The organism is Absicoccus intestinalis (genome assembly GCF_033971885.1).
GTDB classification, from domain to species: domain Bacteria; phylum Bacillota_I; class Bacilli_A; order Erysipelotrichales; family Erysipelotrichaceae; genus Absicoccus; species Absicoccus intestinalis.
The window spans coordinates 1-22,465 of sequence record NZ_JALBUS010000013.1 but is presented as its reverse complement, the minus strand read 5'-3'; the positions used below and the strand labels follow the sequence as shown (position 1 = coordinate 22,465).

The following is a 22,465-nucleotide window of genomic DNA, read 5'->3' as shown; positions in this document are numbered from 1 at the left end:
ATCTAGCCATGCTTTTGCCTTATAATTTTAGATGAAAATCGCAAATAAAGATATTGAATAGAAAAAGGGGTTGTTCCTGTTATCTTGAAACAACTCCTTTTTTTCGTGGGGATACTTGGGAAAAGATGATGGCTAAAAACATCAGGGAACAGCCGGTGAGTTCTTGGATGCTGAGGGATTGACCGAGCAATAACCAACCTCCCAAAGCGGAAAAGACACTTTCTAGGCACATCACCAAAGAAGAAATGGTCGGGTTTAGGCCTTTTTGACCAATCATTTGTAAGGTATAGGCCACTCCGGTTGAAAAGATGCCGGTATATAGGATGGGGATCATGGCTTGTTTTAATGTTGGTAAAGTTATGGTTTCGGTTGTCATCAACAAGGTGGAAAGGATGGCGCAAAACAAGAATTGACCGCCCGATAATAAAATGGGATGGCATTGGGTGACAAAGTGATTGACTGCCAGGATCTGAAAGGTAAAGCCCAATGCGGCCAAAAGCATCAAGAGATCGCCTTGATTGAAGGCGGCGATGGAGCCATGGAAACAAAGGAGATAGAGGCCCATCACGCTCATCAAAACGGAGATCCAGATTTGTTTATGGATGGGCTTATGCAAAAACCAAGAGCAGATGGGGACAAAGATCATATAGAGGGCGGTGATAAAGCCGGCTTTGGCCGTGGTTGTATAGGCAATGCCAAATTGTTGGAGGATGGAGCCTACAAAAAGGCCCATGCCACAACAAATGGATCCAATGACTAGATTGCGGTTTACACCGACTTTGCGAAGAGTGTGAAGCAATAAAGGTGCCAGCACAAAAAAACCAAGCCAGCTGCGAAGGGCCATGAACGTAAAGGGGCCGACCAAGTGGGAGCCGACACTTTGGGCAACAAAGGCCATGCCCCAGATCAAGGAAGTAAGCAATAAGATGCCAATGTGGGTGATTTCGGTTTTATTCATGGTTGATATTATAGCATAACTGATTCAGTGATCATGAATTTTTCTTTACATTATAAGGTTATAACGATAAAATGTGAAAAAAGGAGATTCATATGTACGATTTACATCCAAGTAAACCATTAAAGGGAACCGTCTATGATGGGTATCCAGCTATCGTAGAAAAGTTAAAAGAAGCTTTGTCGGCGTATGCGGGCCAAGTTGTATTGACACTGGATTTTTATCATGGCGTATCCAATGAAAATGTATTGACGGAATTGATCGATGCCTTAGATCCCAATACGATCTTGTTTGCGGATTCAGCGAAACGATCCGAAGCAGAGATCCAAGCTATTTTAGGGCGACAAATTACCGATGATCGTGTGTTTGGGGTGTTGACTACCGAAGTCTTAGATTCATTAATGGATTCCGGAAAAATCGAAGAATTGCGGTCGCATATTTCCGATGGGTTGACCATCATCTATGGGGTCGGTGCTTCTTTGATCCATCCCGGCGATATCCATGTGTATTTTGATATCACGCGTTGGGAGATCCAATTGCGCTATCGTTCGGGTGCATTGGATAATTGGGGTGTTGGCAACTATGACGAAGACATCCTAAGAAAGTATAAGCGTGGTTATTTTGTGGAATGGCGCATCTTTGATCGCTATAAATTCAAAGTATTGCCGGATTGTGACTTTTATGTCGATGCATCGACTCTCGGTCATCCCAAGATGATCGATAGACAAACCTATGATCGAGGCATGGAACTCTTTGCGACTAACCCATTCCGTTTGGTGCCTTATTTTGATGAAGGCATTTGGGGTGGTACATGGATGCAGGAACACTTTGATTTGCCCCAAAAGAAAAACAATTATGCCTGGTGCTTTGATGGGGTGCCGGAAGAAAACAGCATTTGTCTGCAAATCGGCAAAACACTGGTGGATATTCCCGCTATCAATTTGGTTCATGCTCAACCCAATGCGCTATTAGGCCGTCGTGTCCATGCCCGATTTGGGAAAGAATTTCCAATTCGTTTTGATTTCTTGGATACGATCCATGGCGGTAACTTATCGTTGCAAGTCCATCCGTTGACGGAATATATTCAAGATCATTTTGGCATGCATTATACGCAAGATGAAAGTTATTATATTTTGGATGCCCAACCAGGAGCCCATGTGTATTTGGGTTTGAAGGAAGGGGCGGATTTTGATGCGTTCATTGATGATCTTTACAAGGCCCAAGAAACTGGTTGTCGATTCCCGGATGAAAAATATATCAATGCGATCCCGGTTAAAAAACATGATCATGTTTTGATCCCAGCGGGAACGATCCATTGTTCCGGAGCGGGAACCATGGTGTTGGAAATTAGTGCAACGCCTTATATCTTTACGTTTAAATTATACGATTGGGGTCGTGTTGGTCTGGATGGCAAGCCGCGTCCAGTCAATATTGATCGGGGCAAAGAAAACATTCAGACCGATCGGAGGACAAAATGGATTGAAGAAAATTTGATTCATCGCGATCGAATATTGGAAAAAACGGATGCATATACTTTGGAGCGTACCGGTCTGCATGAATTGGAATTTATCGATACGTTGCGTTATTCCTTTGATGACCAAGTCACCATCGAAATGCACGATAGCGTGGATATGTTGAATTTGATCGAAGGAAAAGCCGTTCAAGTGGTATCGCCAACCCAAGCTTTTGAACCGTATACCATTCATTATGCGGAAACGTTTATTGTGCCGGCATCGGTGCAAACGTATCAATTGGTGGCGACCCATGGACCTGTGAAAGTTATTCGTGCTAATATTAAATCATAAAATAGTAGGAAGATGAATGTGATGAAAACGTATACATTAGATCAAAGTGCGGGTGCCAAACCCTTATATGGACAAGTTCGGGATATCTTGTATCAAAAAATTGTGGATCAAGAATATGCACCGGGTGATTTTATTCCAACGGAAAAAGAATTGGAAGAAATGTTTGGGGTCAGTCGCATGACGATCCGGTTGGCGGTGGATTCTTTGGTGAGTGATGGTTTGGTCGTCAAAGAACGTCCCAAAGGGACCCGGGTCTTAGGGCCGCGAATCGTTGAAAAGTTGAATCAGGTTACGAGTTTTCATCAAGAAATGGAACGAAATAATGTGGATTATCGAGTGAAGTCATCGATGATCAAATTTGTGTCAGCCAATGATTGGATGGCCCAACATCTACAAGTACCGGTAGATACAAAGGTTTATGAACTGCATCGTGTGTGTGAAATTTCACGGATTCCTTTTCTTTCGATGACCAGTTTTCTGCCTAGATCCGTTGATTTATCGATGGATAGTGAACGTTATAAAGGTTCGTTATATGCGATCTTGGAACAAAAGGGCATTTCTATCAAGAAAGTGGATGAACAAATTTCGATTGCGTATGCGGATGATCGGCTGGCTTCGGAATTGGGATTGGATCTGGATGCGCCTGTTTTGAAACGGGTGCGGACATCGTATGATCAAACCGGACGGATCATTGAATATGTGGTTGTTTTTTATCGACCGGATAAGTATGTATATTCGGTATCGTATGGCGAATAAAAAGGATAAATGAAAATGATCGATGTAGGATTTCCCCTGCAGGCCAATCTTTCCACATTGGAATTTGAATATGGAAAGGATGTATTTGGACCCAAGACGGAAAAACAGCATTTGGATGATATTCGTAGAAGCTTATCGGATCCGCATGTGGATGGACCCGATATTGTGTATGCGGTAGCAATGGATATAGGAAAAGAAAAGGATCGTCAAGATCTGATCGAGCGAAACTTGTTGTATGGAGCCATGATCTTTGAAAAAGGGAGAGTAGGAAAAGAATCGGTTCGTTCACAAGGGCATGTGCATGCGATTTCGCCTTCTTGTAACGATTCGACGTGTGAAGTCTATGAAATTTGGCAAGGCGCAGCCTATATTTATATGCAAGAAACAACCGAAGATGATCCGGGTCGGTGTTATGCGGTCTATGGTTTGCCAGGCGATGTCATCATTGTTCCACCGCATTGGGCGCATTGTACGATCAATGCCGATCCTAGTCAGGCCATGTTGTTTGGCGCTTGGTGTGTTCGTGACTATGGGTTCGATTATACGGGGGTTCGGGCCCATCAAGGTGTGGCTTACTATCCCCAAGTTCAAAAGGATGGCATCGATTTTGTAGCCAATCCTATGTATCATGCCCAACCTATTCAAGTGGTCAAGACAAGGGCCTATCTGGAATTGGGTTTACAAGGACAAGTTCCCATTTATACACAATATGAACAAGATCCAAATCGCTTTGCGTTCATCACTCATCCTGACATCGCTAAAGACGTATGGAAGAATTATCATTTTTAATGGGGAGGAAACGATGATCGAAGAAGCAAAATTCATGCAAGAGTGGGGATCCATTCCCAAAGGCGAAGGTGTCATCAGCAAACAAACGCATTTTGCCGATATCCAATCGATTTATGAACGGGTCGATGGCCTTTCAAAAGATAAGTTGATGTATACGGTCTATAGCACAACTTCGGGATCCTTGCTTTGGGGACAGACCATTTTGGAACCGGTTTTGGTCCATGGAGAATGCAACATGACGCGAGGCCATTTTCATCAACGAAGGGATCTGGATGAATATTATTGGTGCCAAAAAGGTGAAGGTTTATTGATGTTGATGGATGCACAAGGAAAATGTTGGTGCGAGAAGATGAAGCCAGGCTCGTTACATCATATCCATGGGCAATGGGCGCATCGTTGTATCAATACGGGAAAGGAAGCTTTATCTGTCATTGCTTGTTGGCCAGCCGATGCAGGTCATGATTATAATTTGACCTTTCCAATTCGTGTTTTTAAGGAAAATGATCAAATTCTTCTAAAGAAGTAAAGAAATGCCAGAAAGTCTATCTGGCATTTTTTGTGTAGTGATCATCGATGCAACATATAATGATCGTATTTCGCTTTCGAAGGTGGGATATACTTTCGAATTGCAGTCATCCCCTTTATGATTTCTATGTATTCAACAAGATCTGCGTGTTCTGATTTTAGAACACAAACAACAAAATATCCATTTCTGTTCTGAATATAGAACATTTATTTTAATAATAGACAATAAGAAGCATATCCAATCATATGTATTTTTGGATAGAAGATTATAAATTCTCTAAAGGAACTGAAATGATTGTGTACGGTTTCATTTGGTGATTTTTGGGATATGTTGTAAAATATAACATATATGAATAATGCTAATAGAGATTTGGGGTGTTTAGAGATGGCAGAAGAGTACAAGAACTATAATGAAGAAGTCGATGATATGGATGCGGATATTGAAGCGAAAGAGGCTTTGATCCAAGAGGCCAAGGATGTGGAAGAAAATGAAGAGTTGACGGAAAATGAAAAGATGGATCGCGCAGAGGATCTGCGTCGTCGTTTCCGTCGTATTCATTTTTCACAATCGGTCTATGAAGAACAACTTCATGATCAGTTTGAAGCCGTTTTGGATAAGATTTATGCCAAACGGGATGAACAAATTCAAAAGAGTGTTGCTTTAAAGGAAGAATTGATTGCGCGTGCTAAAGAATTGGCGAATTCGGATCAATGGAAACAAACGACAGAGTCCATGAAAACATTGATGGATGAGTGGAAAGCGGCTGGTAATGCGGGTCGTCAAGACGATGAATTGTGGGAGCAATTTCATGATGCGCGTCAGAAATTCTATGATCGTAAACATGAGCATTGGGAAGAGATGAATCAGTCTTTTGAACAGGTTCGTCAAGTCAAAGAGTCTTTGATTGAAAAGGCGAAGGCTTTACAAAATTCGGAAGAATGGAAGAAAACTTCGCAGGCCTATCGTGATTTGATGGATGAATGGAAAGCGGCTGGTAGTGCGGGTCGTGAATATGAAGATGCTTTATGGACGGCTTTCTGTGATGCGCGTCAAGTTTTCTATGATCGTCGGAATACGTATTTTGATGAGTTGCACGAAAAACAAAATGAGAATTATGAAAAGAAAGAGCAATTGGTCAAACAGGCCCAATTGATTGCGGAGACCGAGTCGTATACGCGTGAGAATACGGAAACGATGAAGAATCTCAGTGTAGAATGGAAGGATATTGGTTCTTGTGGTCGTGATAAAGAAAACAAGATCTGGGCTGAATTCCGTAGTTTCATGGATGATTATTTTGAAGGTTTGCGTGCTTTCAATGAGAAGAAGCATCAAAATTGGGTCGATCGTATGCATGATACGGTTGCGCATAAGCAATCTTTGATCGATAATCAAAAGCGACAAATCAAACAATTGAATGATGATATGAATGGTTTGTTGAGTGATAGTGAACGTGATCAGATCGAAGAAGATATCAAGGATAAAGAAAAATTCATTTCCGAATTGGAAGATGAAATTGCGGATATCGATGAAAAATTGAATGAAGAGAATTAGCAGATACAAGGGTATCTGCTTTTCTGAAGGAGTTGTTTATGATCAAAAAAGCGGTAAATATATCAGAATATGCACAAAATATCGTTGAAGCCTTGCCAAAGGGTATTTTGTTGACGACAAAGGATCAAAAGGTCAATACGATGGTCATTGGTTGGGGACAATTGGGTTTCAATTGGTCGTTGCCTATTTTTACTTGTTTTATTCGGGAACATCGTTTTACTCGTGATCAGTTGGATGCAACGGGAGAATTTACTTTGAATATTCCTTTGGGAAAGGTAGATCCAACCATCACCAAGGTTTGTGGTTCGCAAAGTGGACGGGATATCGATAAGATCGAGATGGCTCATTTGCATTTGGTTGATGGCGAAAAAGTAAATGTACCGGCCATTGTGGAATATCCATTGACATTGGAGTGTAAAGTGGTCCAAAAACAAGCCATAGATTTAGGAGCGTTGGATCCTTCGTTACAAAAATGGTATCCCCAAGATGTGGATAGTTATGCGACGGGTTCGAATAAGGATACGCATATTGCGTATAGTGCGAAAATTGTCAATGCGTACATCATTGAATCGTAAAAGCTTTGTAAAGATTATGTAAAGTCCAAGGGATTGGACTTTTTTTATTGTAAAGTGAAGGTAAAGATGAGATAGAGGAGAAGCTCTTTATGGAAATTGTGATAAACCTTATGGGTGGATTGGCATTGTTTCTGTATGGTATGCAGATGATGTCAGGTGGTCTGGAAGCTGCGGCTGGAGACCGGATGAAATCGATTTTGGAGAAATTAACGACCAATCGTTTTGTAGGAATTTTATTGGGTTGTGTGGTCACTATGATCATTCAATCGTCATCAGCCACCACAGTCATGGTGGTTGGTTTTGTGAATGCGCAAATGATGACGTTGCGACAAGCGGTTTGGGTCATCATGGGTGCCAATATTGGTACGACCATTACCGGTCAGTTGATTGCGTTGGATATTGGTGCCATCGCTCCATTGATTGCGTTTTTGGGTGTGGCCATGGTGCTTTTCTTAAAGGGAGAAACCAAACGTCAAATTGGTGAGATCATTGCCGGTTTAGGTATCCTATTCTTAGGAATGAATATGATGTCCAGTGCGATGGTGCCATTGCGTCATAGTGATGCGTTTATTAATATGGTTTCCAGTTTCTCCAATCCATTGATTGGTATCTTGGTAGGTGCTGGATTTACGGCTTTGATTCAATCGTCCTCAGCATCGGTTGGTGTCATGCAGGCCTTGGCTCTTTCGGGCATCGTCGATCTGCATACCGCCGTTTATGTCTTGTTTGGTCAAAACATTGGTACTTGTATTACCGCGGTCTTGGCTTCGATTGGGGCAAGCCGTGAAGCGAAACAAACAACGATCATTCATTTAAGCTTTAATATCATTGGTACGATCATCTTTACGCTCATTTGTATGAGTACGCCATTAACGGATTGGGTCATTTCTTGGACGCCAACCAATGCACCAAAACAAATTGCGAACATGCATACGTTATTTAATGTTTGTACGACGATCTTATTGATTCCATTTGGTTATAAATTGGCGGATTTTGCGGAAAAGATCTTACCAAGCGAACCTGAAAAGAAGAAAGATGGCTTGTTGTATCTGCAACCTTTACCTAAATCAAATAAGTTGATTGGTGCCAATGCCATCAATGTGTATCAAGTCAGTGATGAAATCATCCATATGATGGATGTAGCTTACGAAAATGTGCAGGATGCATCCAAGCAGTTGATTTCGTACTCAAGTGATCGATGTGATCTGATCCTTGATCGAGAAAAACAAGTCAACAAATTGAATGAAGCCATTTCGGAATACATCACGACGGCTATATCCACACCAAATATTAATGCGAATGTTTCTCAAGCGCTAGGAGCTTTCTATTTGTCTTTGGTCCATTTGGAACGAATCAGTGATTATTCCGTGAATATTTCCAAACAGGCTCAGAAACAAGCCGAAAATAAATTATCAACCAAAGATTTGGATATGATCTTGCATATGTCGGAAATGACCATGCATTCCAAAGATTATATATATGATCTAGATGCCATCAAGCAAAATACGAAAAAGCTCCATTCTTTGATTCATTTGTGGCGAAAGGAACAAATTGAAGAAATCAAAGACAATGCGATGGATTCCGAAACAGGTATCATGATGTCGCGGGTCTTCAATGATTTTTTACGTATCAATGATCATGCCGAAGACATTGCAGAACAATTTGATTCCATTGAAATCAATCTGCATGAAAATGAAATTGAACAAGAACCGGTACCAGCTCAGTAAGAGTTGGTGCTTTTTTATGTTATAATGAATCGGTATGAGAGAAAATAAGTTAGGGACTTGGCCCATTCCCAAGTTATTAGTCAATATGTCGGTGCCGATGATGATTTCTTTTTTCATCCAGGCCCTCTACAACATTGTCGATTCGATGTTTGTTGCCCAGATTTCCGAAAATGCCTTGACGGCGGTTTCTTTAGCGTTTCCCATGCAGCAAGTGGCCAACGCGATTGCGGTTGGCATTGGCGTTGGTATGAGTGCTTTGGTGCCGCATTATATTGGTCTAAAAAAAGAAAAGCGAGCCAATCAAGTGGCCCATACTGGTATTTTTTTGAACGTATGTTTTGCGGGATTGTTCATTGTTTTAGGTGCTTTATTTGCCCAAAAGATTTATTTGGTCCAAACCAATGTACCGGAAATCGTTCAAGGAGGCACCATTTATTTACGCATTGTCTGGTGTGTAGGAATTGGTGTTTTCTTTTGCCAATATTTTGAAAAGATGTTGGTGTGTACCGGCAATCCGGTATTCGCTATGATTTCCCAAGCTTCAGGCGCCCTGTTTAATATTGTATTTGATCCCTTATTGATTTTTGGAATCGGTCCCTTTCCCAAATGGGGAATTGCTGGGGCGGCCATTGCGACGGTTGGTGGCCAATTGTTTTCCACTTGTATTGGTTTTTTCATGAATCATCATAAGAATCATTGGATCCATTTTCAATGGTCTTTGATCCGGTTCCAACCCGATGTCGCCAAAGAAATCTTTCGAGTGGGTGTACCCAGTATGGTCACGATTGGTTTGAATTCGGCAACGTCCTTTTGTGTCAATATGATCATTTTAGGCTATAGCACCACAGCAACGGCTGTCTATGGCATTTGGTTAAAGCTACAAAATTTCTGTTGTATGCCATTATTTGGCTTGAACAATGGAATGATCCCTATCTTATCGTATAACTTGGCCCAGGATAAAAAAGATCGGGTGAAACAAACCGGTCAATTGGCATTTCGTTTCGCGCTTGCCTTGATGGTATGTGAGATGATTATCTTGGAAGCTTTTCCACAACCTTTCTTACAAATGTACAATGCTTCCAATCACATGTTAAAGATTGGTGTTGTTGCTTTGCGTATTTGTGTGAGTTCTTTACCCTTTGCTTCCATCAGTTTGATTCGTTCCACCACTATGCAAGCTTTGGAACATGCTCGCTATACTTTGATCATTAATATACTTCGTCAATTTTTGATCATTGTGCCGGCTTTTTATCTGTTGTCGACCTTATTTCATCAACTCCATTTCATTTGGTGGGCTGTACCAATCACTGAAGTCATTTGTGCGTATATTTCCATTTATTATTATCGGAAGATGGAAAAGGATCTCCAACTTTAGATCAAGAACCAAACCAAAAGACAACAAGCGAAGGCCACTTGAAATAAGGAAGCGCCCAGCCAGGATAAGACAATGCCAACGATCAAAGCTACACTTCCTGCCATAGGATTATTGGTGGCATGAAGGATCGTTGGAAACGTCATGACACTCAAGGTCACATAGGGCACGTAATACAAAAACGATTGGATGAAGGTATTTTGTATGGGTTTGCGAATCAGGGTCAATGGTAGGGCGCGAATGACAAAGCTTGTCAATGCGGCCAAGGCAATATAAATAGGAATGCTCATGAGGTCTCCTTTTTTGGAAAGAGGCAAGCGGCCAGCGTAGAAATCAATAGCGTCAGTAGGATGGTCTTGGTGCTATCAGAAGGCAGGAATTGATCCCAAAGCCAACTGGCAAGAAAAGAAACAATGACCACATAGCGGACCATGTGATCTTTTTTGGCGGCAGGAATGATGACGGCAAGAAACATGCCATAGAGGGCAACGCCTAAAGCCGTTACGATAGGGCTAGGTAGAATATTACCGGCAATGACTCCAAACATGGTGCCAAAGGCCCAGCCAGGTAGGGCAACGGCATAGGCACCATACATATAAAAGGGTCCATAGGTATGGATCTTGGCAATGCCAATGCCAAAGAGTTCATCGGTAACGTCATACGCAATGAGCAAGCGATGGAATAAGGATGTATTGGCATCCAGTCGTTGGGCTAAAGAAGCACTCATTAAAAAATAACGGGCATTGGTGATCAAAGTGGCAATGACCATTTCTAAATAGGTGGCATGGGCAGCAATAACAGTAAAGGCTACGTATTCGCCGGCAGAGGCATTACAGAAAAAACTAATGAAAAAGCCTTGTAGCGAGTTTAACCCTGCATTCTTGGCAGCAATGCCCAAAGAAAATCCAACCGCAAAATATCCCAACATGATGGGGATGGCATCAACCAATCCAGTTTGAAAGGCAGTTCTTTTATTCATATCTATAAGTATAGAACATAAACGGAAATCCGTAAAATGATAACGCTTTCTTAAGAATTTACATAGATTTATTTAAGTCATGGTTGAAAAATAATTAATAAAACTATAATATGTAGAAGCATGCAATATCGTGCAGAATTAAATGAATTGAGAGAGATACGAGGGGGAATGATAATCCATGCGAAAATCAGCACAAAATTTTATCATTTTTATTTCAGAAATTGTGAATATTTGGTTTATCACATTTACTTTTTCTGTATGCTGGTTCCGTTATTATACATACTCTATGTCGGTTCCATGGATCGTTCCATGTGGTATTTTTTTGATTTTTTATATTTCATTGATCAGATTGTATGAAGGATTTCGATTGGATCGATATCATGGAAAAACCTTGATATTAAGCCAATTTCTTGCGTCTTTTATTCCGCATCTCTTGTATTATCTTCTATATTTGGTTTTATATTTTGATTTCCTAAATATTTTTCCATTGATCATTACAGCCATTGTAAACTACATATTTATTGTGTTTTGGGTATATTTTGTACAAAAAAAATATAACAAGGATTATCATCCAAAACATGGATTAATTATTTACAGCAAATCCAAGGGCTTGATGAATCGATTGACAAATGATTATATTAAACGGGATTTCTATGCGATTGAAAAGATGTCGATTTCCACATTTAAAAATCAACCGAAGAATCCTTTAAATGGCATAGATGTCGTTTTTTTATACGGTGTTCCAGAAAATAGCAGTATTGATATTCTTCAATATTGTATTTCCAACAATATTACGGTATACACGATCCCAACAGTGAATGATATGGTCATGTTAAGTGGAAGTGAAGCGAATTTGGTGCACTTGCCTTTGTTGAAGATCAATCGTTATCAACCTAGCAACATTTATCTCTTTGTTAAAAGAGCAGTAGATATCATTCTTTCTCTTTTAGGTATTATCATTTTATCACCTTTCATGATCATTACTGCATTCTTGGTGAAGCTAGATGGTGGGCCGGCCTTATATAAACAGACTCGCTTAACTAAAGATGAAAAAGAATTTGAAATTCTGAAATTTCGTTCTATGCGTGTGGATGCTGAAAAAGATGGTGTCGCAAGATTATCTACCGGAGATAAGGATGATCGCATCACAAAAGTCGGTAAGATTATTCGTAAGATTCGTTTTGATGAATTACCTCAACTTTTCAATATCTTAAAAGGAGATATGACCATTGTTGGTCCTCGACCTGAACGTCCAGAAATAGCGGACCAATATTATGAATTTTTACCGGAATTTAGACTTCGGTTGCAAGCAAAAGCAGGATTAACAGGATATGCTCAAGTCTATGGACAATACAATACAGAACCGGAAGATAAATTATTGTTTGATCTTATGTATATCTCACATCCAAGCTTATGGAATGATCTAAAAATCATGTTTGCCACAATTAAAGTCTTATTCATTAAGGATTCAACAGAAGGAATCGCAGAAGGGCAGACAACAGCAGGAGATACTGGAAAGATTAATAAATTAGAAACTACAAACTTTATAAAGGATATAAGTAAAGGTGAGGAATGTGGAAGGGGTTAATCAGGAATTAGAACTTTTTTCAGTCATTATTTTGCTCTATAATAATGCACAGTATATTCAAGAATGTTTGGATTCGGTTTTTAATCAAAAATATCCGAATATTGAAATCATTATTGTGGATGATGGCTCAAAGATGTTTAATCAGGATGGTATCCAAAAGTATATAGAAGATAATAAAAAGCATAATATTACTAATATAATTGTTTATCAGAATGAGCAAAATGTTGGAACTGTGAAAAGTGCAAATGGTGCAATCAAAAAATCAACAGGAAATTATATAAAACTTATTGCTGCTGATGATGCACTGTACAATAAAGATTCACTTTTACAAGCAGCTAAAGCCTTGAATATCTCTCCATGTGGAATTGTAACAGGAGATGTAATGAATTGTGATCAAAATTTGAACCCACTTGGAAAGTATAACAAAGGACTCCCAGAGAAAATTAATGATTTATCTCCAGAAGAAGTATTTAGGCGACTTTGTATCCACAATAATCTTGTGGCGGGCGGCTTTTTCTTTAAGAGGATTTTTTTTGAGGAATATGGATTGTATGATGAATCATATAAATTAATGGAAGATTGGCCAACATGGCTATATATTACAAAGCGTGGTTGTAAAATTTTCTACTCACCCTTTTACGCCATTAAATATCGATCTAATGGTGGGATAGGGACAAGTATGAATCCAATCTATATGGCAGATAAGAAACGAGTGTTGGATACCGTTATTATTCCTGCTAAAAGTGAGATCGGGCCGGTTTATTATATTGCTGCTCGACTAAGTTATTTCTTTATTAACTCAGATCTAGTGAGAAAACTTTACGGAAAGTTGTTCCGTAACAATTAGAGGGAAGATACATGAGTGATTTACTTTCAATAATTGTTTTATCATATAAAAGCAATAATATGCTCTATGAGACATTAGATTCAATATTAGACCAGAATTATCCAAATATAGAGATTGTGATTTGCGATGATGCTTCTCCTGTTTTTGATGAAAACCAAGTCAAAAAATACATATCTGATCATAAGAAAAGCAATATTACAAATATTCAAATCATTGTGAATTCTAAAAATGTTGGTACAGTGAAAAACTTGAATTATGGAATAAGATCAGCTAAGGGAAAATATATTAAAGCTATAGCAGGAGATGATCAACTGGCTTCACCTGAGGTTTGCTCTTGTCAAATTAATTATTTGAAAAATCATCCAAAGACTAATTTTGTTGTAGGAAATATTTTAGAATGCGATGATAAGATGAATCCAATATCAAAGTCCGGATTTTTAGTAGAAGATGATCATAATTCTATATTTACGAAAAAAAACTCACTTCTAACATACATCGTTCGTAAGAATCAAAAAGCTTTATCAACACAGGCAATGTGTTTTAGAAAGGAATTCTTTGAAACAGAAGGGTTGTATGATGAGAGATTTCTTTTAATTGAAGATCTTCCCATGTCAATAAAAATTGTACAAAACGAGAAGAGAATTGGGTATATTAATAAAATTTGTGTAAAGCATAGAGGGCAAGTCGGGGTTTCTACGTCGAATAATGCTTTTAATAAAAGAAAATTGAAGTACTATGAGGATTTGGAAAAATATTATAGGATTTCGTTGGAACCCATAAAAGATACTATTGGGAAAATGTATGTGAATATGCGATATAAAATATGCCAATTTCGAGTTGAATATTGCCAGTTAGAGAATTCTGATTGGATAGGAAAATTAAAATTAGTTATTAGGTATTCAGTACCACTTATGTACTATATGAGGACAAGAAGTAGTCGAGTGCTTTTTTATCTAAAGGGTGAAAGTAAGTATTGAATTTCAATACTTGTGGAATGTTGTGGAAGGAGACATGATAAGTAATGCAATATCAAATAATTAACATCAAAACAGTTCAAACAAGGAAGGAGGGTCAACTTTCGTTTTTTGAAGGAGCTCATGACTTTCCTTTTACTATCAAGAGAATATATTATATCCATCATGTCCCTGCTGGAGCAAAGAGAGGGGCTCATGCTCATAAGACTTTACAACAAATGCTTTTTTGCCCATATGGGAGTGTAACAATATTTCTTAGTGATGGTGAGAAAACAGAAGAAATCCATCTCGATAATCCTAGTATAGGAATTGTATTACAGCCTGGTCTTTGGAGGGATATGCTTTGGAATATCGATAATTCCGTATTGTGTGTAGCAGCAGATCAATATTATGATGAATCAGATTATATAAGAGATTACGATGAATATATAAATTATCTTAAAGTACAGAAAGAAGAGGCAAATATATGAAAATCCCTTTTGTGACATTTAAACCACTTGAAAAGGATCTTGACAAACGACTCAGAGATGCTTTTGATCGAGTATATAATCGATCTTGGTATATTGAAGGAGAAGAAGATAAGAATTTCGAAAAGATATTTGCGAATTATTGTGAAACTAAGTATGCTGTTGGTTGTGGCAACGGGCTTGATTCATTAATGCTCTCATTGAAAGCATTGGGCATTGGTGTGGGAGATGAGGTAATTGTTCCGTCCAATACATATATTGCGACTGCTTTAGCTGTGACATATACGGGTGCAACACCAATCTTTGTTGAGCCGGATATAAGAACTTTTAATATTGATCCATTGAAGATTGAAGAAAAAATAAATGAAAAAACAAAAGCTATTATCCCAGTACATCTTTATGGTCAGGCGTGTGATATGGATCCGATTATGTCATTGGCTGATAAATACAAATTGAAGGTTGTTGAAGATTGTGCTCAGGCACATGGGGCCACCTATAAAGGGAGAAAAATTGGAAGTTTTGGCAATGCCGCTGGTTTTAGTTTCTATCCTGGCAAGAATTTGGGAGCACTTGGAGACGCAGGTGCTATTATTACTAATAATAAAGAAATAGCTAACAAGGTAAGAGCATTAGGTAACTATGGTTCTGACTATAAGTATCATCATATATATAAAGGACATAATAGTCGCCTTGATGAACTTCAAGCAGCATTTCTCACGGCAAAGCTACCATTTTTGGACAAAGTGAATCTGAATAGAAGAGAAACAGCTAATAAATATTTAAATGGTATTAATAATCCAAATGTAATTCTTCCATTTGTTCCGTATTATACTGAACCCGTTTGGCATATCTTCGGTGTCCGTATAAAAACAAATGAGGAAAAGAATGGAAAGATAAAGCTTGGAGTTGGAAGAAATTCACTTGAAAAGTGGTTGAATGATAATGGTATAGGAACAAACAAGCATTATCCGATTCCAATACATCTTCAGAAGTGCTATGAAAACATGAGATTTCATAAAGGAGATTTCCCGATTGCTGAGGAAATTAGTGCTACTGAACTCAGTCTTCCTTTATATTATGGAATGACTGATGAAGAGATTAAGTTTGTGATTGACAAGATAAATGAATGGAATCCTGAAGAAAAATAGAAGGTAGTGTATGAACATTATATCAAAAGATGCAAAAATAGGTCAGAATGTCATTATTAGGGATAATTGTACTATAGAAGAAAATGTAACAATTGGAGATAACTGTTATATAGATAGCAATACAATTATTCGATCTGGTACAAAGATTGGGGAAAACGGATTTATTGGCGCAAATTGTATCATTGGTGAGTATGAAATGGATTTTTGTATAGATAGGAAAAAGCATAATCATAAACTGATAATAGGCGATAATATATTGATTCGAAGTGGTTCTATTATTTATACAGAGTCATATATAGGTGACAATTTTCAAACTGGCCATCAGGTGACCATTCGTGAAAAAACAGTGATAGGAGACAATGTAAGCGTTGGAACGCTTAGTGATATCCAGGGAAATTGTAGAATTGGAAGTTATGTGAGGATGCATTCGAATGTTCACGTTGGACAACTATCCGAGATTGACAGTTTTGTGTGGATTTTTCCCTACGTTGTTCTTACAAATGATCCGACACCACCTTCAAATAATTTTGTTGGAGTTCATATTCATCCTTTTGCTATCGTTGCGACAGGAGCTATTATCATGCCAGGATTAGACTTAGGACAGGATTGTTTAATTGGTGCGGGTGCAATTGTAACGAAATCGGTTGTGTCATATGCGGTAGCAATAGGGAATCCTGCAAAATGTATTTCTGATGTCCGGAGAACTAAAAATAAAATTACAGGAGTCCCTGCATACCCTTGGAGGGAACATTTTAGTAATTACATGCCTTGGAATGGTGTTGGTTTTCATAAGTGGTATGACTCGCTTACTTTGGAGCAAAAGAAAAAATATGGTATTGAAAATATAGAAGAGTGAGCTAGAAAATGGATAGTAAACTTATGCAAGCCCAAAACAAGCTATTGAGCATCATAGTTGTCACTTACAAGCAACAAAACTATTTATATCAAACTTTGGAATCTATATTAATGCAAGATTATGCGAGAATTGAATTAATCATTGCTGACGATGGGACTCCAGAACTGGATGTTAAAAAAATTGAAAAATATATTATTAATAATAATAATGGAAACATAATAAGATTTTTAATTCTTTATGACGGAAAAAATAGAGGAACAGTAAAAAATATTAATAGAGCCCTTCCTTTAGTGAAAGGGCAATTTATTAAAATTATTGGTGGAGATGATACTTATTTTGATTATCGAGTATTTTCAAAAGAAATAGCATTTTTAAATTCTCATAAAAACTTGTATGGAGCTGTATCAAAATGTCAACAATGTGATGCTTTTATGAAACCTATTAAAGATGCACGCGTTGAGAAATCAAATAATGCAATTTCAAAAGTACTTTCTATGACTTATGACCAATCTCGTAGATACATTACAAATAATGATATTTTTCCTATTGCAGTACAGGCAACCATTTTTACAAGGGATTATTACAATGATGTGGGTGGATGTGATGAAGACTACATGGTCATTGATGATTCTCCAACAGTATTAAAAATATTAAAGAATCATAATAGATTTGGTTTTTTAGATATATATTCAGTCAATCATAGATCAAACATAGGAGTTTCTGCCTCAAAGGAAATGTTTTCTCCTAAGAGATTAAAATATTACAAGGATGTTATAACTTACGATAGAAAAGAAATAAAGAAAAATCCTAATGTTTACGGAAGGAAATATTGTAGATATATACCAAAAGTAAATGAATATATTTATTTGATGGCATTGGGAAAGCAAAAAAACAAAAATAAATCTTACTTTGTTTATGCTACAGCAAAATATATGCCCGCTTTACTATACTACTGTTTGCATAATTATAAAAAAGTTACTCATAGATTTGGGATGAATAAGAAAAATGAAAGTTTCAATTTTAATAACAGCATACAATTGTGAACAATATATTGATGATGCAATCAAAAGTGTAGTTATCCAAGAAATGCCATTTTCATGGGAACTATTAGTTGGAGATGATGGTTCTAGTGACACTACACAAGAACGTATAAATAAATGGATAAACCGTTTTCCAAATAATATTAAGCTATATATTATGCAAAGAGATAAGGATTCCAAAAAAGATGGGACCAGGGCTGCTAAAAATAGAGCAAACCTATTGGAGAAAGCAACTGGTGAGTATTTGATTTTTTTAGATGGTGATGATCAATTTATTGGAACTCAGAAAATAAAAAAACAAGTTGAATTGTTGGATGACAAAAAATATATAGAGTGTTCATGCGTTGCACATAATATTATGGCAAATGATATTAATAATGCAAAAAAATATCCATTAGTAGATACTTTTTTACATGAAGGAATTATCGATTCAAAATATTATTGGGAAAAACTCTATTTTCATACAAATACAATTCTTTTTAGATCATGTTGCAAAGAATTGATGCTTAACCCTAAGTATCGGAATTTCTTAAATGATAATTTCATTACTTATATAATTCTACAATACGGAAAAATATATTATATTAATAAATTGTGGGCACAATATAATCTAACTGGAGATGGACTTTGGACTGGTAAGAAAAGAACATATGGATGTTTTAGAAATTTAATAATATTTGATTTGCAGCTTGATATAGACAAATCATTTGAAAAATCTTGTTTTATAAGACATTTGTATGATTTTAAATATATATTTGAGAACTATAAAAAAGAAGATCAACCATATATTGAACCATTGATTAAAAATCTTGATAAAAAAACATTTCATTATACTTTTCTTATGTATCATTTTTATCAAGATCTTGATAAAAATGATCGTATTGAAAAGAAAAAATTACAATTTAAAATTACAATTTTACAGATATATTACAATGTGAGTGTTCATTTGGATAAATTAATTGTCCACATGAAAAAAATAAAATAAAATATTTTTCCCTAAAAATTAGTGGATCGAAATAAAATGATAGTAGGTGCTAATTGAAGATGCAAACAAAATCAGAAACCATAAGCAAAAAAATATTCTTCTATTTTACATGTGTTTTGTGGACTTATAACACTCTTTTTAAGTATGTGTCTGTAATTTTATCAAGGTTACCTTTTTTTGGTGATTTTTTCTTGAATTATTTTAGACTCATAGTTTTAATATTACTTTTAATAGGTTCATTGCCATATATACTTGGGAAACTAGATATAATAGATGTTTTTTATACAATTATTGTATTATTGGTAGTATGTGTTACAGTTTTGATTAATAGCAAATATAATCAGGAATTTATAAATACATACATATGGATATTTGTTCTTCAGTGTTATCCGATGATTTTTATGGGTAGAGTTATTTTAAATATCTTATATGATGATAGAAATGTTAGATATTTAGGATTGATTTCTTTATTATGTTTAATTTCTACAATTTTAGTTATTATACAATCAGGAGCTAATATTCAAGCCGATTGGAGTGGAAGTATGTATTATTCATACATTATACTTCCACATGTCTTATGTGTATTTTATATTGCTGTAAACTATAATAATATTATGTATCTATTTATCTCTATCTTGGGATTTATTTTTATGGTTATGCTCGGAAATAGAGGATCGCTTATCTGTTCCATAATATTTTTTGTTATTTGTTTATATAGATATTTTATGAAATTAAGTTTGCACAAGAAGATTATTTCCATTGTAGTATTTCTTTTTTTGATTGTAATTTTCACAGTGGGAAATTTTTATAATTCATTTTTATTGAATATATACAATTATGCTAGCACGCATGGATTGAGTACTAGACTTTTTTATTTTATGAAAGGAGAAATAAATTCACCTTTTGATAGTGGTAGAAGTATTTTAAGAAAAAAAGTTATTAAAGCAATATCAGATAATATTTTAGGATATGGACTCTCGAGTGATGTTTTTTTTGCAGGAGCATATGTTCATAACATATTTTTGGAACTAATTGTTGAATTTGGAGTTTTCTTTGGATTTATATTAATTCTTGGAATTGTATGGTTAATTTTTTCTGCGCTAATTAAAAATAATATACCATGGAACATTAAAAATATATTTTGTATTTTTATATGTTGTGGACTAATTAAATTATGCATATCAGGTACATATCTTACTGATCCATATATCTTCTTTATGTTAGGGATGGCCATTTCACTATGTAATATTCGAGATACTGCCAGTTAACTAGTGGAAGTTTTTTTGAAATAAGAAACTTGTAAAATAGGTATTTTATACTATCTAGTAGACTATTTTGATTTTATGAAAATAATTAATATCAATAAAATAGTAAGTAAAAATATTTAAATTTTTTATCCTGAATATCAAAAAATAGTTTATATTGAAACTTATACTAGGGTTTTTGTGAATGTATAGCCCTCTTATAAAAGTACTAGTATTGAATGTTTTTATCAAACTGCATTTTAATAAAATGTTAAAAGAAGAAAGGCATAGGTGATATTTATAAGTAAAGTATGGGAATTATCTTTAAGGAAAGATAATAACGTTTAGAAAGGTTATTTTTAAAGACTAATGAAGGTTTTCAATTATGAATAAATATCCTGCAGCAGGAAAAAAGACGAAATCAATAAAAACTAACGCAATTTTAAATAGTGTAAGAACTGTTTTGAATCTACTTTTTCCTTTAATAACTTTCACTTATGTATCTAGAATCCTTTCGGTTGGTGAACTTGGAAAATATAATTTTTCGAGTTCTATAATATCATATTTTCTTCTCTTAGCTGCACTTGGAATAGACAAATATGCAGTTAGAGAAGGTGCAAAGTATAGAGATGATAGGAAGAAGATTAGTCAATTCTCAAGTGAAATATTTACTATAAATATCTCATCAACTTTGATATCGTATGGGTGTTTATTTTTGTATCTTATTTTTTCTCAGAAAGCACAGAATTATGCTACTTGTATCATCATATTTAGTATTCAAATTATATTTACAACTGTTGGAACAGAATGGTTGTATGTTATATATGAAGAATATAAATATATTACAGTCAGAAGTATTATTTTTAAAATAATCTCAATAATGTTGCTATTTACTTTTGTAAAAAGACCCGGCGACTATTTAAATTATACAGCTGTCACAGTATTTGCTACTGTCGGATCAAATGTTCTAAATTTTATTCATGCAAGAAAATTATGCAATATTCATCTTAAAATCCACTTTGAATGGATGAAAAGACTTGTACCTATATTAATTATTTTTGCTTCGAATGTAGCAATACAGATTTATGTTACTTCAGATATAACTATGCTTGGGTATTTGAAAAATGACTATACAGTCGGAATATATGGAGTTTCTACAAAAATTTATAATGCAATTCTTCCAGTACTTGCAGCTGCATTAACGGTAACGATTCCCAGATTTTCTCTATATGCCGGTATGAAGATGAAAAAAGAATATGATTCTCTTATGCTTAAAGTTGCAAATAGTCTGTTTGTTATAATCTTCCCTTCAGTTATAGGACTAATCATGTTGAGCAAAAATATTGTATTAATTATAGGAGGCAGTAAATATGAGGCATCACAAACATCATTGATCATATTGAGTATTGCAATATTTTTCTCTATCTTTAGTACACTTTTTAATCAATGTGTTCTGATTCCATACAGAAGAGAGAAGTATTCACTCTTTTCTTCTGTCTTTAGTGCCTGTGAAAATATTGGGTTGAATTTTTTTATGATTCCACTTCTCGCGGAAAGAGGAGCCGCTATCACTACAGTACTTGCTGAATTTACCATGGCTAGCATGAATTTTTACAATATCCGAGACATAATAGGCGATATTTTTATAAATAAGATAACAATAAGAAATATCTTAACAATTCTAGTTGGTTGTACATCGATTATTGTGATATGTGTTATGTCGTCTGCTTTTATTTCAAACATAATAATTCAGACACTAGTTGCTATAGCTGGATCATTTTTTGTTTATACAGGTTCCCTTTTTCTATTAAAGAACCCAATTGTTAATATGATGCTTGATCAAATAAAGAATCGTTTAAAAAAAGATTGAGGCTTATTATGCCCATAACGGAAAAATGATGAGCCTGTAGCGCACCATCGCAGACTGTTGACAAAGTAAAAAAAGTCAACGCTTTTTTTGACGCTTTAAATTATAGAGAGGTATGATCAAAAATTATATTTAAACTTGGCGGGATAATCAACCCCGCCAAGTTTAAAGTACCTTTTTATTCTAACATCATCGACACCAGTTTATCAGACGCTTACACTAAATCAACAAAAATAGAGCCACTTCAACGATGTCCTGAAGTGGCTTTGTGAGTTCTCGCTTACATTGTAAGCGTCAGATAAAACAGTGGATTCCAATTCATCAATAAATCTCCGATAATTTTAGTGAATTCAATTAGAGTTTTTGGAGCTGCTCCAAGAACTTTAAAAAATTCTAGATTGGAGTCTAAATTAT

The 22,465-nt window shown here is 35.9% G+C and carries 21 protein-coding genes; 18 read left to right on the top strand and 3 right to left on the bottom strand.

Going from position 1 to position 22,465, the window contains the following annotated elements; genetic code table 11:
• Window positions 1–79 precede the first annotated feature (79 nt).
• Complete coding sequence (locus MOZ64_RS08400) at window positions 80–958, bottom strand: DMT family transporter (RefSeq protein ID WP_320326117.1); 879 nt, start codon at window positions 956–958, stop codon at window positions 80–82.
• A 92-nt stretch (window positions 959–1,050) separates the two neighbouring features.
• Here MOZ64_RS08400 and MOZ64_RS08395 point away from each other — a divergent pair, with 92 nt between their 5' ends.
• The 8 genes from MOZ64_RS08395 to MOZ64_RS08360 all read left to right on the top strand — a co-directional run bounded on the left by MOZ64_RS08395 (window position 1,051) and on the right by MOZ64_RS08360 (window position 10,059).
• Window positions 1,051–2,760: a class I mannose-6-phosphate isomerase gene (locus MOZ64_RS08395; RefSeq protein WP_320326116.1), complete on the top strand. Its 1,710-nt coding sequence runs from the start codon at window positions 1,051–1,053 to the stop codon at window positions 2,758–2,760.
• A 21-nt stretch (window positions 2,761–2,781) separates the two neighbouring features.
• The gene (locus MOZ64_RS08390) at window positions 2,782–3,516 is read left to right on the top strand and encodes a GntR family transcriptional regulator (RefSeq protein ID WP_320326115.1); all 735 of its coding nucleotides are present in this window, start codon (window positions 2,782–2,784) and stop codon (window positions 3,514–3,516) included.
• Window positions 3,517–3,531: 15 nt separating this feature from the next.
• Window positions 3,532–4,305: a glucose-6-phosphate isomerase family protein gene (locus MOZ64_RS08385; protein ID WP_320326114.1), complete on the top strand. Its 774-nt coding sequence runs from the start codon at window positions 3,532–3,534 to the stop codon at window positions 4,303–4,305.
• A gap of 13 nt (window positions 4,306–4,318) precedes the next feature.
• Complete coding sequence (locus MOZ64_RS08380) at window positions 4,319–4,831, top strand: glucose-6-phosphate isomerase family protein (RefSeq protein WP_320326113.1); 513 nt, start codon at window positions 4,319–4,321, stop codon at window positions 4,829–4,831.
• Between the two features lie 384 nt (window positions 4,832–5,215).
• Window positions 5,216–6,382 (top strand): DUF349 domain-containing protein, encoded by a 1,167-nt coding sequence (locus MOZ64_RS08375; protein WP_320326112.1) that lies wholly within the window; start codon window positions 5,216–5,218, stop codon window positions 6,380–6,382.
• A gap of 38 nt (window positions 6,383–6,420) precedes the next feature.
• Complete coding sequence (locus MOZ64_RS08370) at window positions 6,421–6,957, top strand: flavin reductase family protein (protein WP_320326111.1); 537 nt, start codon at window positions 6,421–6,423, stop codon at window positions 6,955–6,957.
• Window positions 6,958–7,046: 89 nt separating this feature from the next.
• Window positions 7,047–8,684, top strand: a complete 1,638-nt coding sequence (locus MOZ64_RS08365; protein ID WP_320326110.1) for a Na/Pi cotransporter family protein — start codon at window positions 7,047–7,049, stop codon at window positions 8,682–8,684.
• A gap of 34 nt (window positions 8,685–8,718) precedes the next feature.
• Complete coding sequence (locus MOZ64_RS08360) at window positions 8,719–10,059, top strand: MATE family efflux transporter (protein WP_320326109.1); 1,341 nt, start codon at window positions 8,719–8,721, stop codon at window positions 10,057–10,059.
• Here the strand turns inward: MOZ64_RS08360 and MOZ64_RS08355 are convergent.
• Together MOZ64_RS08355 and MOZ64_RS08350 are read right to left on the bottom strand one after the other, a co-directional pair.
• Entirely contained in the window at window positions 10,056–10,346 is a 291-nt protein-coding gene (locus MOZ64_RS08355; RefSeq protein WP_320326108.1) for an AzlD domain-containing protein, read from the bottom strand. The two genes, MOZ64_RS08360 and MOZ64_RS08355, sit on opposite strands and share 4 nt — an antisense overlap.
• Window positions 10,343–11,035 (bottom strand): AzlC family ABC transporter permease, encoded by a 693-nt coding sequence (locus MOZ64_RS08350; RefSeq protein WP_320326107.1) that lies wholly within the window; start codon window positions 11,033–11,035, stop codon window positions 10,343–10,345. Before MOZ64_RS08350 ends, MOZ64_RS08355 begins: the two co-directional genes overlap by 4 nt.
• 178 nt (window positions 11,036–11,213) lie before the next feature.
• Between MOZ64_RS08350 and MOZ64_RS08345 the strand changes: the two genes are divergently transcribed.
• The 10 genes from MOZ64_RS08345 (at window position 11,214) to MOZ64_RS08300 (ending at window position 22,054) form a co-directional block, all read left to right on the top strand.
• Window positions 11,214–12,623 (top strand): sugar transferase, encoded by a 1,410-nt coding sequence (locus tag MOZ64_RS08345; RefSeq protein WP_320326106.1) that lies wholly within the window; start codon window positions 11,214–11,216, stop codon window positions 12,621–12,623.
• Window positions 12,610–13,470, top strand: a complete 861-nt coding sequence (locus tag MOZ64_RS08340; RefSeq protein ID WP_320326105.1) for a glycosyltransferase — start codon at window positions 12,610–12,612, stop codon at window positions 13,468–13,470. Before MOZ64_RS08345 ends, MOZ64_RS08340 begins: the two co-directional genes overlap by 14 nt.
• Window positions 13,471–13,481: 11 nt before the next feature.
• Entirely contained in the window at window positions 13,482–14,447 is a 966-nt protein-coding gene (locus tag MOZ64_RS08335; protein WP_320326104.1) for a glycosyltransferase family 2 protein, read from the top strand.
• 44 nt (window positions 14,448–14,491) lie between these two features.
• The gene (locus tag MOZ64_RS08330) at window positions 14,492–14,914 is read left to right on the top strand and encodes a sugar 3,4-ketoisomerase (protein WP_320326103.1); all 423 of its coding nucleotides are present in this window, start codon (window positions 14,492–14,494) and stop codon (window positions 14,912–14,914) included.
• Complete coding sequence (locus tag MOZ64_RS08325) at window positions 14,911–16,059, top strand: DegT/DnrJ/EryC1/StrS family aminotransferase (protein WP_320326102.1); 1,149 nt, start codon at window positions 14,911–14,913, stop codon at window positions 16,057–16,059. Before MOZ64_RS08330 ends, MOZ64_RS08325 begins: the two co-directional genes overlap by 4 nt.
• Before the next feature lie 10 nt (window positions 16,060–16,069).
• Window positions 16,070–16,915 carry an N-acetyltransferase gene (locus tag MOZ64_RS08320; protein WP_320326101.1) on the top strand — a complete coding sequence of 282 codons (846 nt, stop codon included), beginning with the start codon at window positions 16,070–16,072 and terminating at the stop codon, window positions 16,913–16,915.
• A gap of 8 nt (window positions 16,916–16,923) precedes the next feature.
• On the top strand, window positions 16,924–17,958 hold the full coding sequence (locus MOZ64_RS08315; protein WP_320326100.1) for a glycosyltransferase: 1,035 nt from the start codon (window positions 16,924–16,926) through the stop codon (window positions 17,956–17,958).
• Window positions 17,921–18,940 carry a glycosyltransferase family 2 protein gene (locus MOZ64_RS08310; RefSeq protein ID WP_320326099.1) on the top strand — a complete coding sequence of 340 codons (1,020 nt, stop codon included), beginning with the start codon at window positions 17,921–17,923 and terminating at the stop codon, window positions 18,938–18,940. The genes MOZ64_RS08315 and MOZ64_RS08310 overlap by 38 nt, the downstream gene beginning before the upstream one ends.
• Window positions 18,941–19,341: 401 nt before the next feature.
• The gene (locus MOZ64_RS08305) at window positions 19,342–20,208 is read left to right on the top strand and encodes an O-antigen ligase family protein (RefSeq protein WP_320326098.1); all 867 of its coding nucleotides are present in this window, start codon (window positions 19,342–19,344) and stop codon (window positions 20,206–20,208) included.
• A 361-nt stretch (window positions 20,209–20,569) separates the two neighbouring features.
• Window positions 20,570–22,054: a flippase gene (locus MOZ64_RS08300; RefSeq protein ID WP_320326097.1), complete on the top strand. Its 1,485-nt coding sequence runs from the start codon at window positions 20,570–20,572 to the stop codon at window positions 22,052–22,054.
• The last annotated feature ends 411 nt before the right edge of the window (window positions 22,055–22,465 follow it).

Coding starts and splice junctions, on each gene's coding strand:
- MOZ64_RS08320 (WP_320326101.1), top strand. CDS start 16,070: ATGAACATTATATCAAAAGATGCAAAAATAGGTCAGAATGTCATTATT.
- MOZ64_RS08355 (WP_320326108.1), bottom strand. CDS start 10,346: ATGAGCATTCCTATTTATATTGCCTTGGCCGCATTGACAAGCTTTGTC.
- MOZ64_RS08360 (WP_320326109.1), top strand. CDS start 8,719: ATGAGAGAAAATAAGTTAGGGACTTGGCCCATTCCCAAGTTATTAGTC.
- MOZ64_RS08305 (WP_320326098.1), top strand. CDS start 19,342: ATGGGTAGAGTTATTTTAAATATCTTATATGATGATAGAAATGTTAGA.
- MOZ64_RS08310 (WP_320326099.1), top strand. CDS start 17,921: ATGAAAGTTTCAATTTTAATAACAGCATACAATTGTGAACAATATATT.
- MOZ64_RS08335 (WP_320326104.1), top strand. CDS start 13,482: ATGAGTGATTTACTTTCAATAATTGTTTTATCATATAAAAGCAATAAT.
- MOZ64_RS08350 (WP_320326107.1), bottom strand. CDS start 11,035: ATGAATAAAAGAACTGCCTTTCAAACTGGATTGGTTGATGCCATCCCC.
- MOZ64_RS08330 (WP_320326103.1), top strand. CDS start 14,492: ATGCAATATCAAATAATTAACATCAAAACAGTTCAAACAAGGAAGGAG.
- MOZ64_RS08385 (WP_320326114.1), top strand. CDS start 3,532: ATGATCGATGTAGGATTTCCCCTGCAGGCCAATCTTTCCACATTGGAA.
- MOZ64_RS08300 (WP_320326097.1), top strand. CDS start 20,570: ATGAATAAATATCCTGCAGCAGGAAAAAAGACGAAATCAATAAAAACT.
- MOZ64_RS08400 (WP_320326117.1), bottom strand. CDS start 958: ATGAATAAAACCGAAATCACCCACATTGGCATCTTATTGCTTACTTCC.
- MOZ64_RS08395 (WP_320326116.1), top strand. CDS start 1,051: ATGTACGATTTACATCCAAGTAAACCATTAAAGGGAACCGTCTATGAT.
- MOZ64_RS08390 (WP_320326115.1), top strand. CDS start 2,782: ATGAAAACGTATACATTAGATCAAAGTGCGGGTGCCAAACCCTTATAT.
- MOZ64_RS08345 (WP_320326106.1), top strand. CDS start 11,214: ATGCGAAAATCAGCACAAAATTTTATCATTTTTATTTCAGAAATTGTG.
- MOZ64_RS08375 (WP_320326112.1), top strand. CDS start 5,216: ATGGCAGAAGAGTACAAGAACTATAATGAAGAAGTCGATGATATGGAT.
- MOZ64_RS08315 (WP_320326100.1), top strand. CDS start 16,924: ATGGATAGTAAACTTATGCAAGCCCAAAACAAGCTATTGAGCATCATA.
- MOZ64_RS08370 (WP_320326111.1), top strand. CDS start 6,421: ATGATCAAAAAAGCGGTAAATATATCAGAATATGCACAAAATATCGTT.
- MOZ64_RS08380 (WP_320326113.1), top strand. CDS start 4,319: ATGATCGAAGAAGCAAAATTCATGCAAGAGTGGGGATCCATTCCCAAA.
- MOZ64_RS08365 (WP_320326110.1), top strand. CDS start 7,047: ATGGAAATTGTGATAAACCTTATGGGTGGATTGGCATTGTTTCTGTAT.
- MOZ64_RS08325 (WP_320326102.1), top strand. CDS start 14,911: ATGAAAATCCCTTTTGTGACATTTAAACCACTTGAAAAGGATCTTGAC.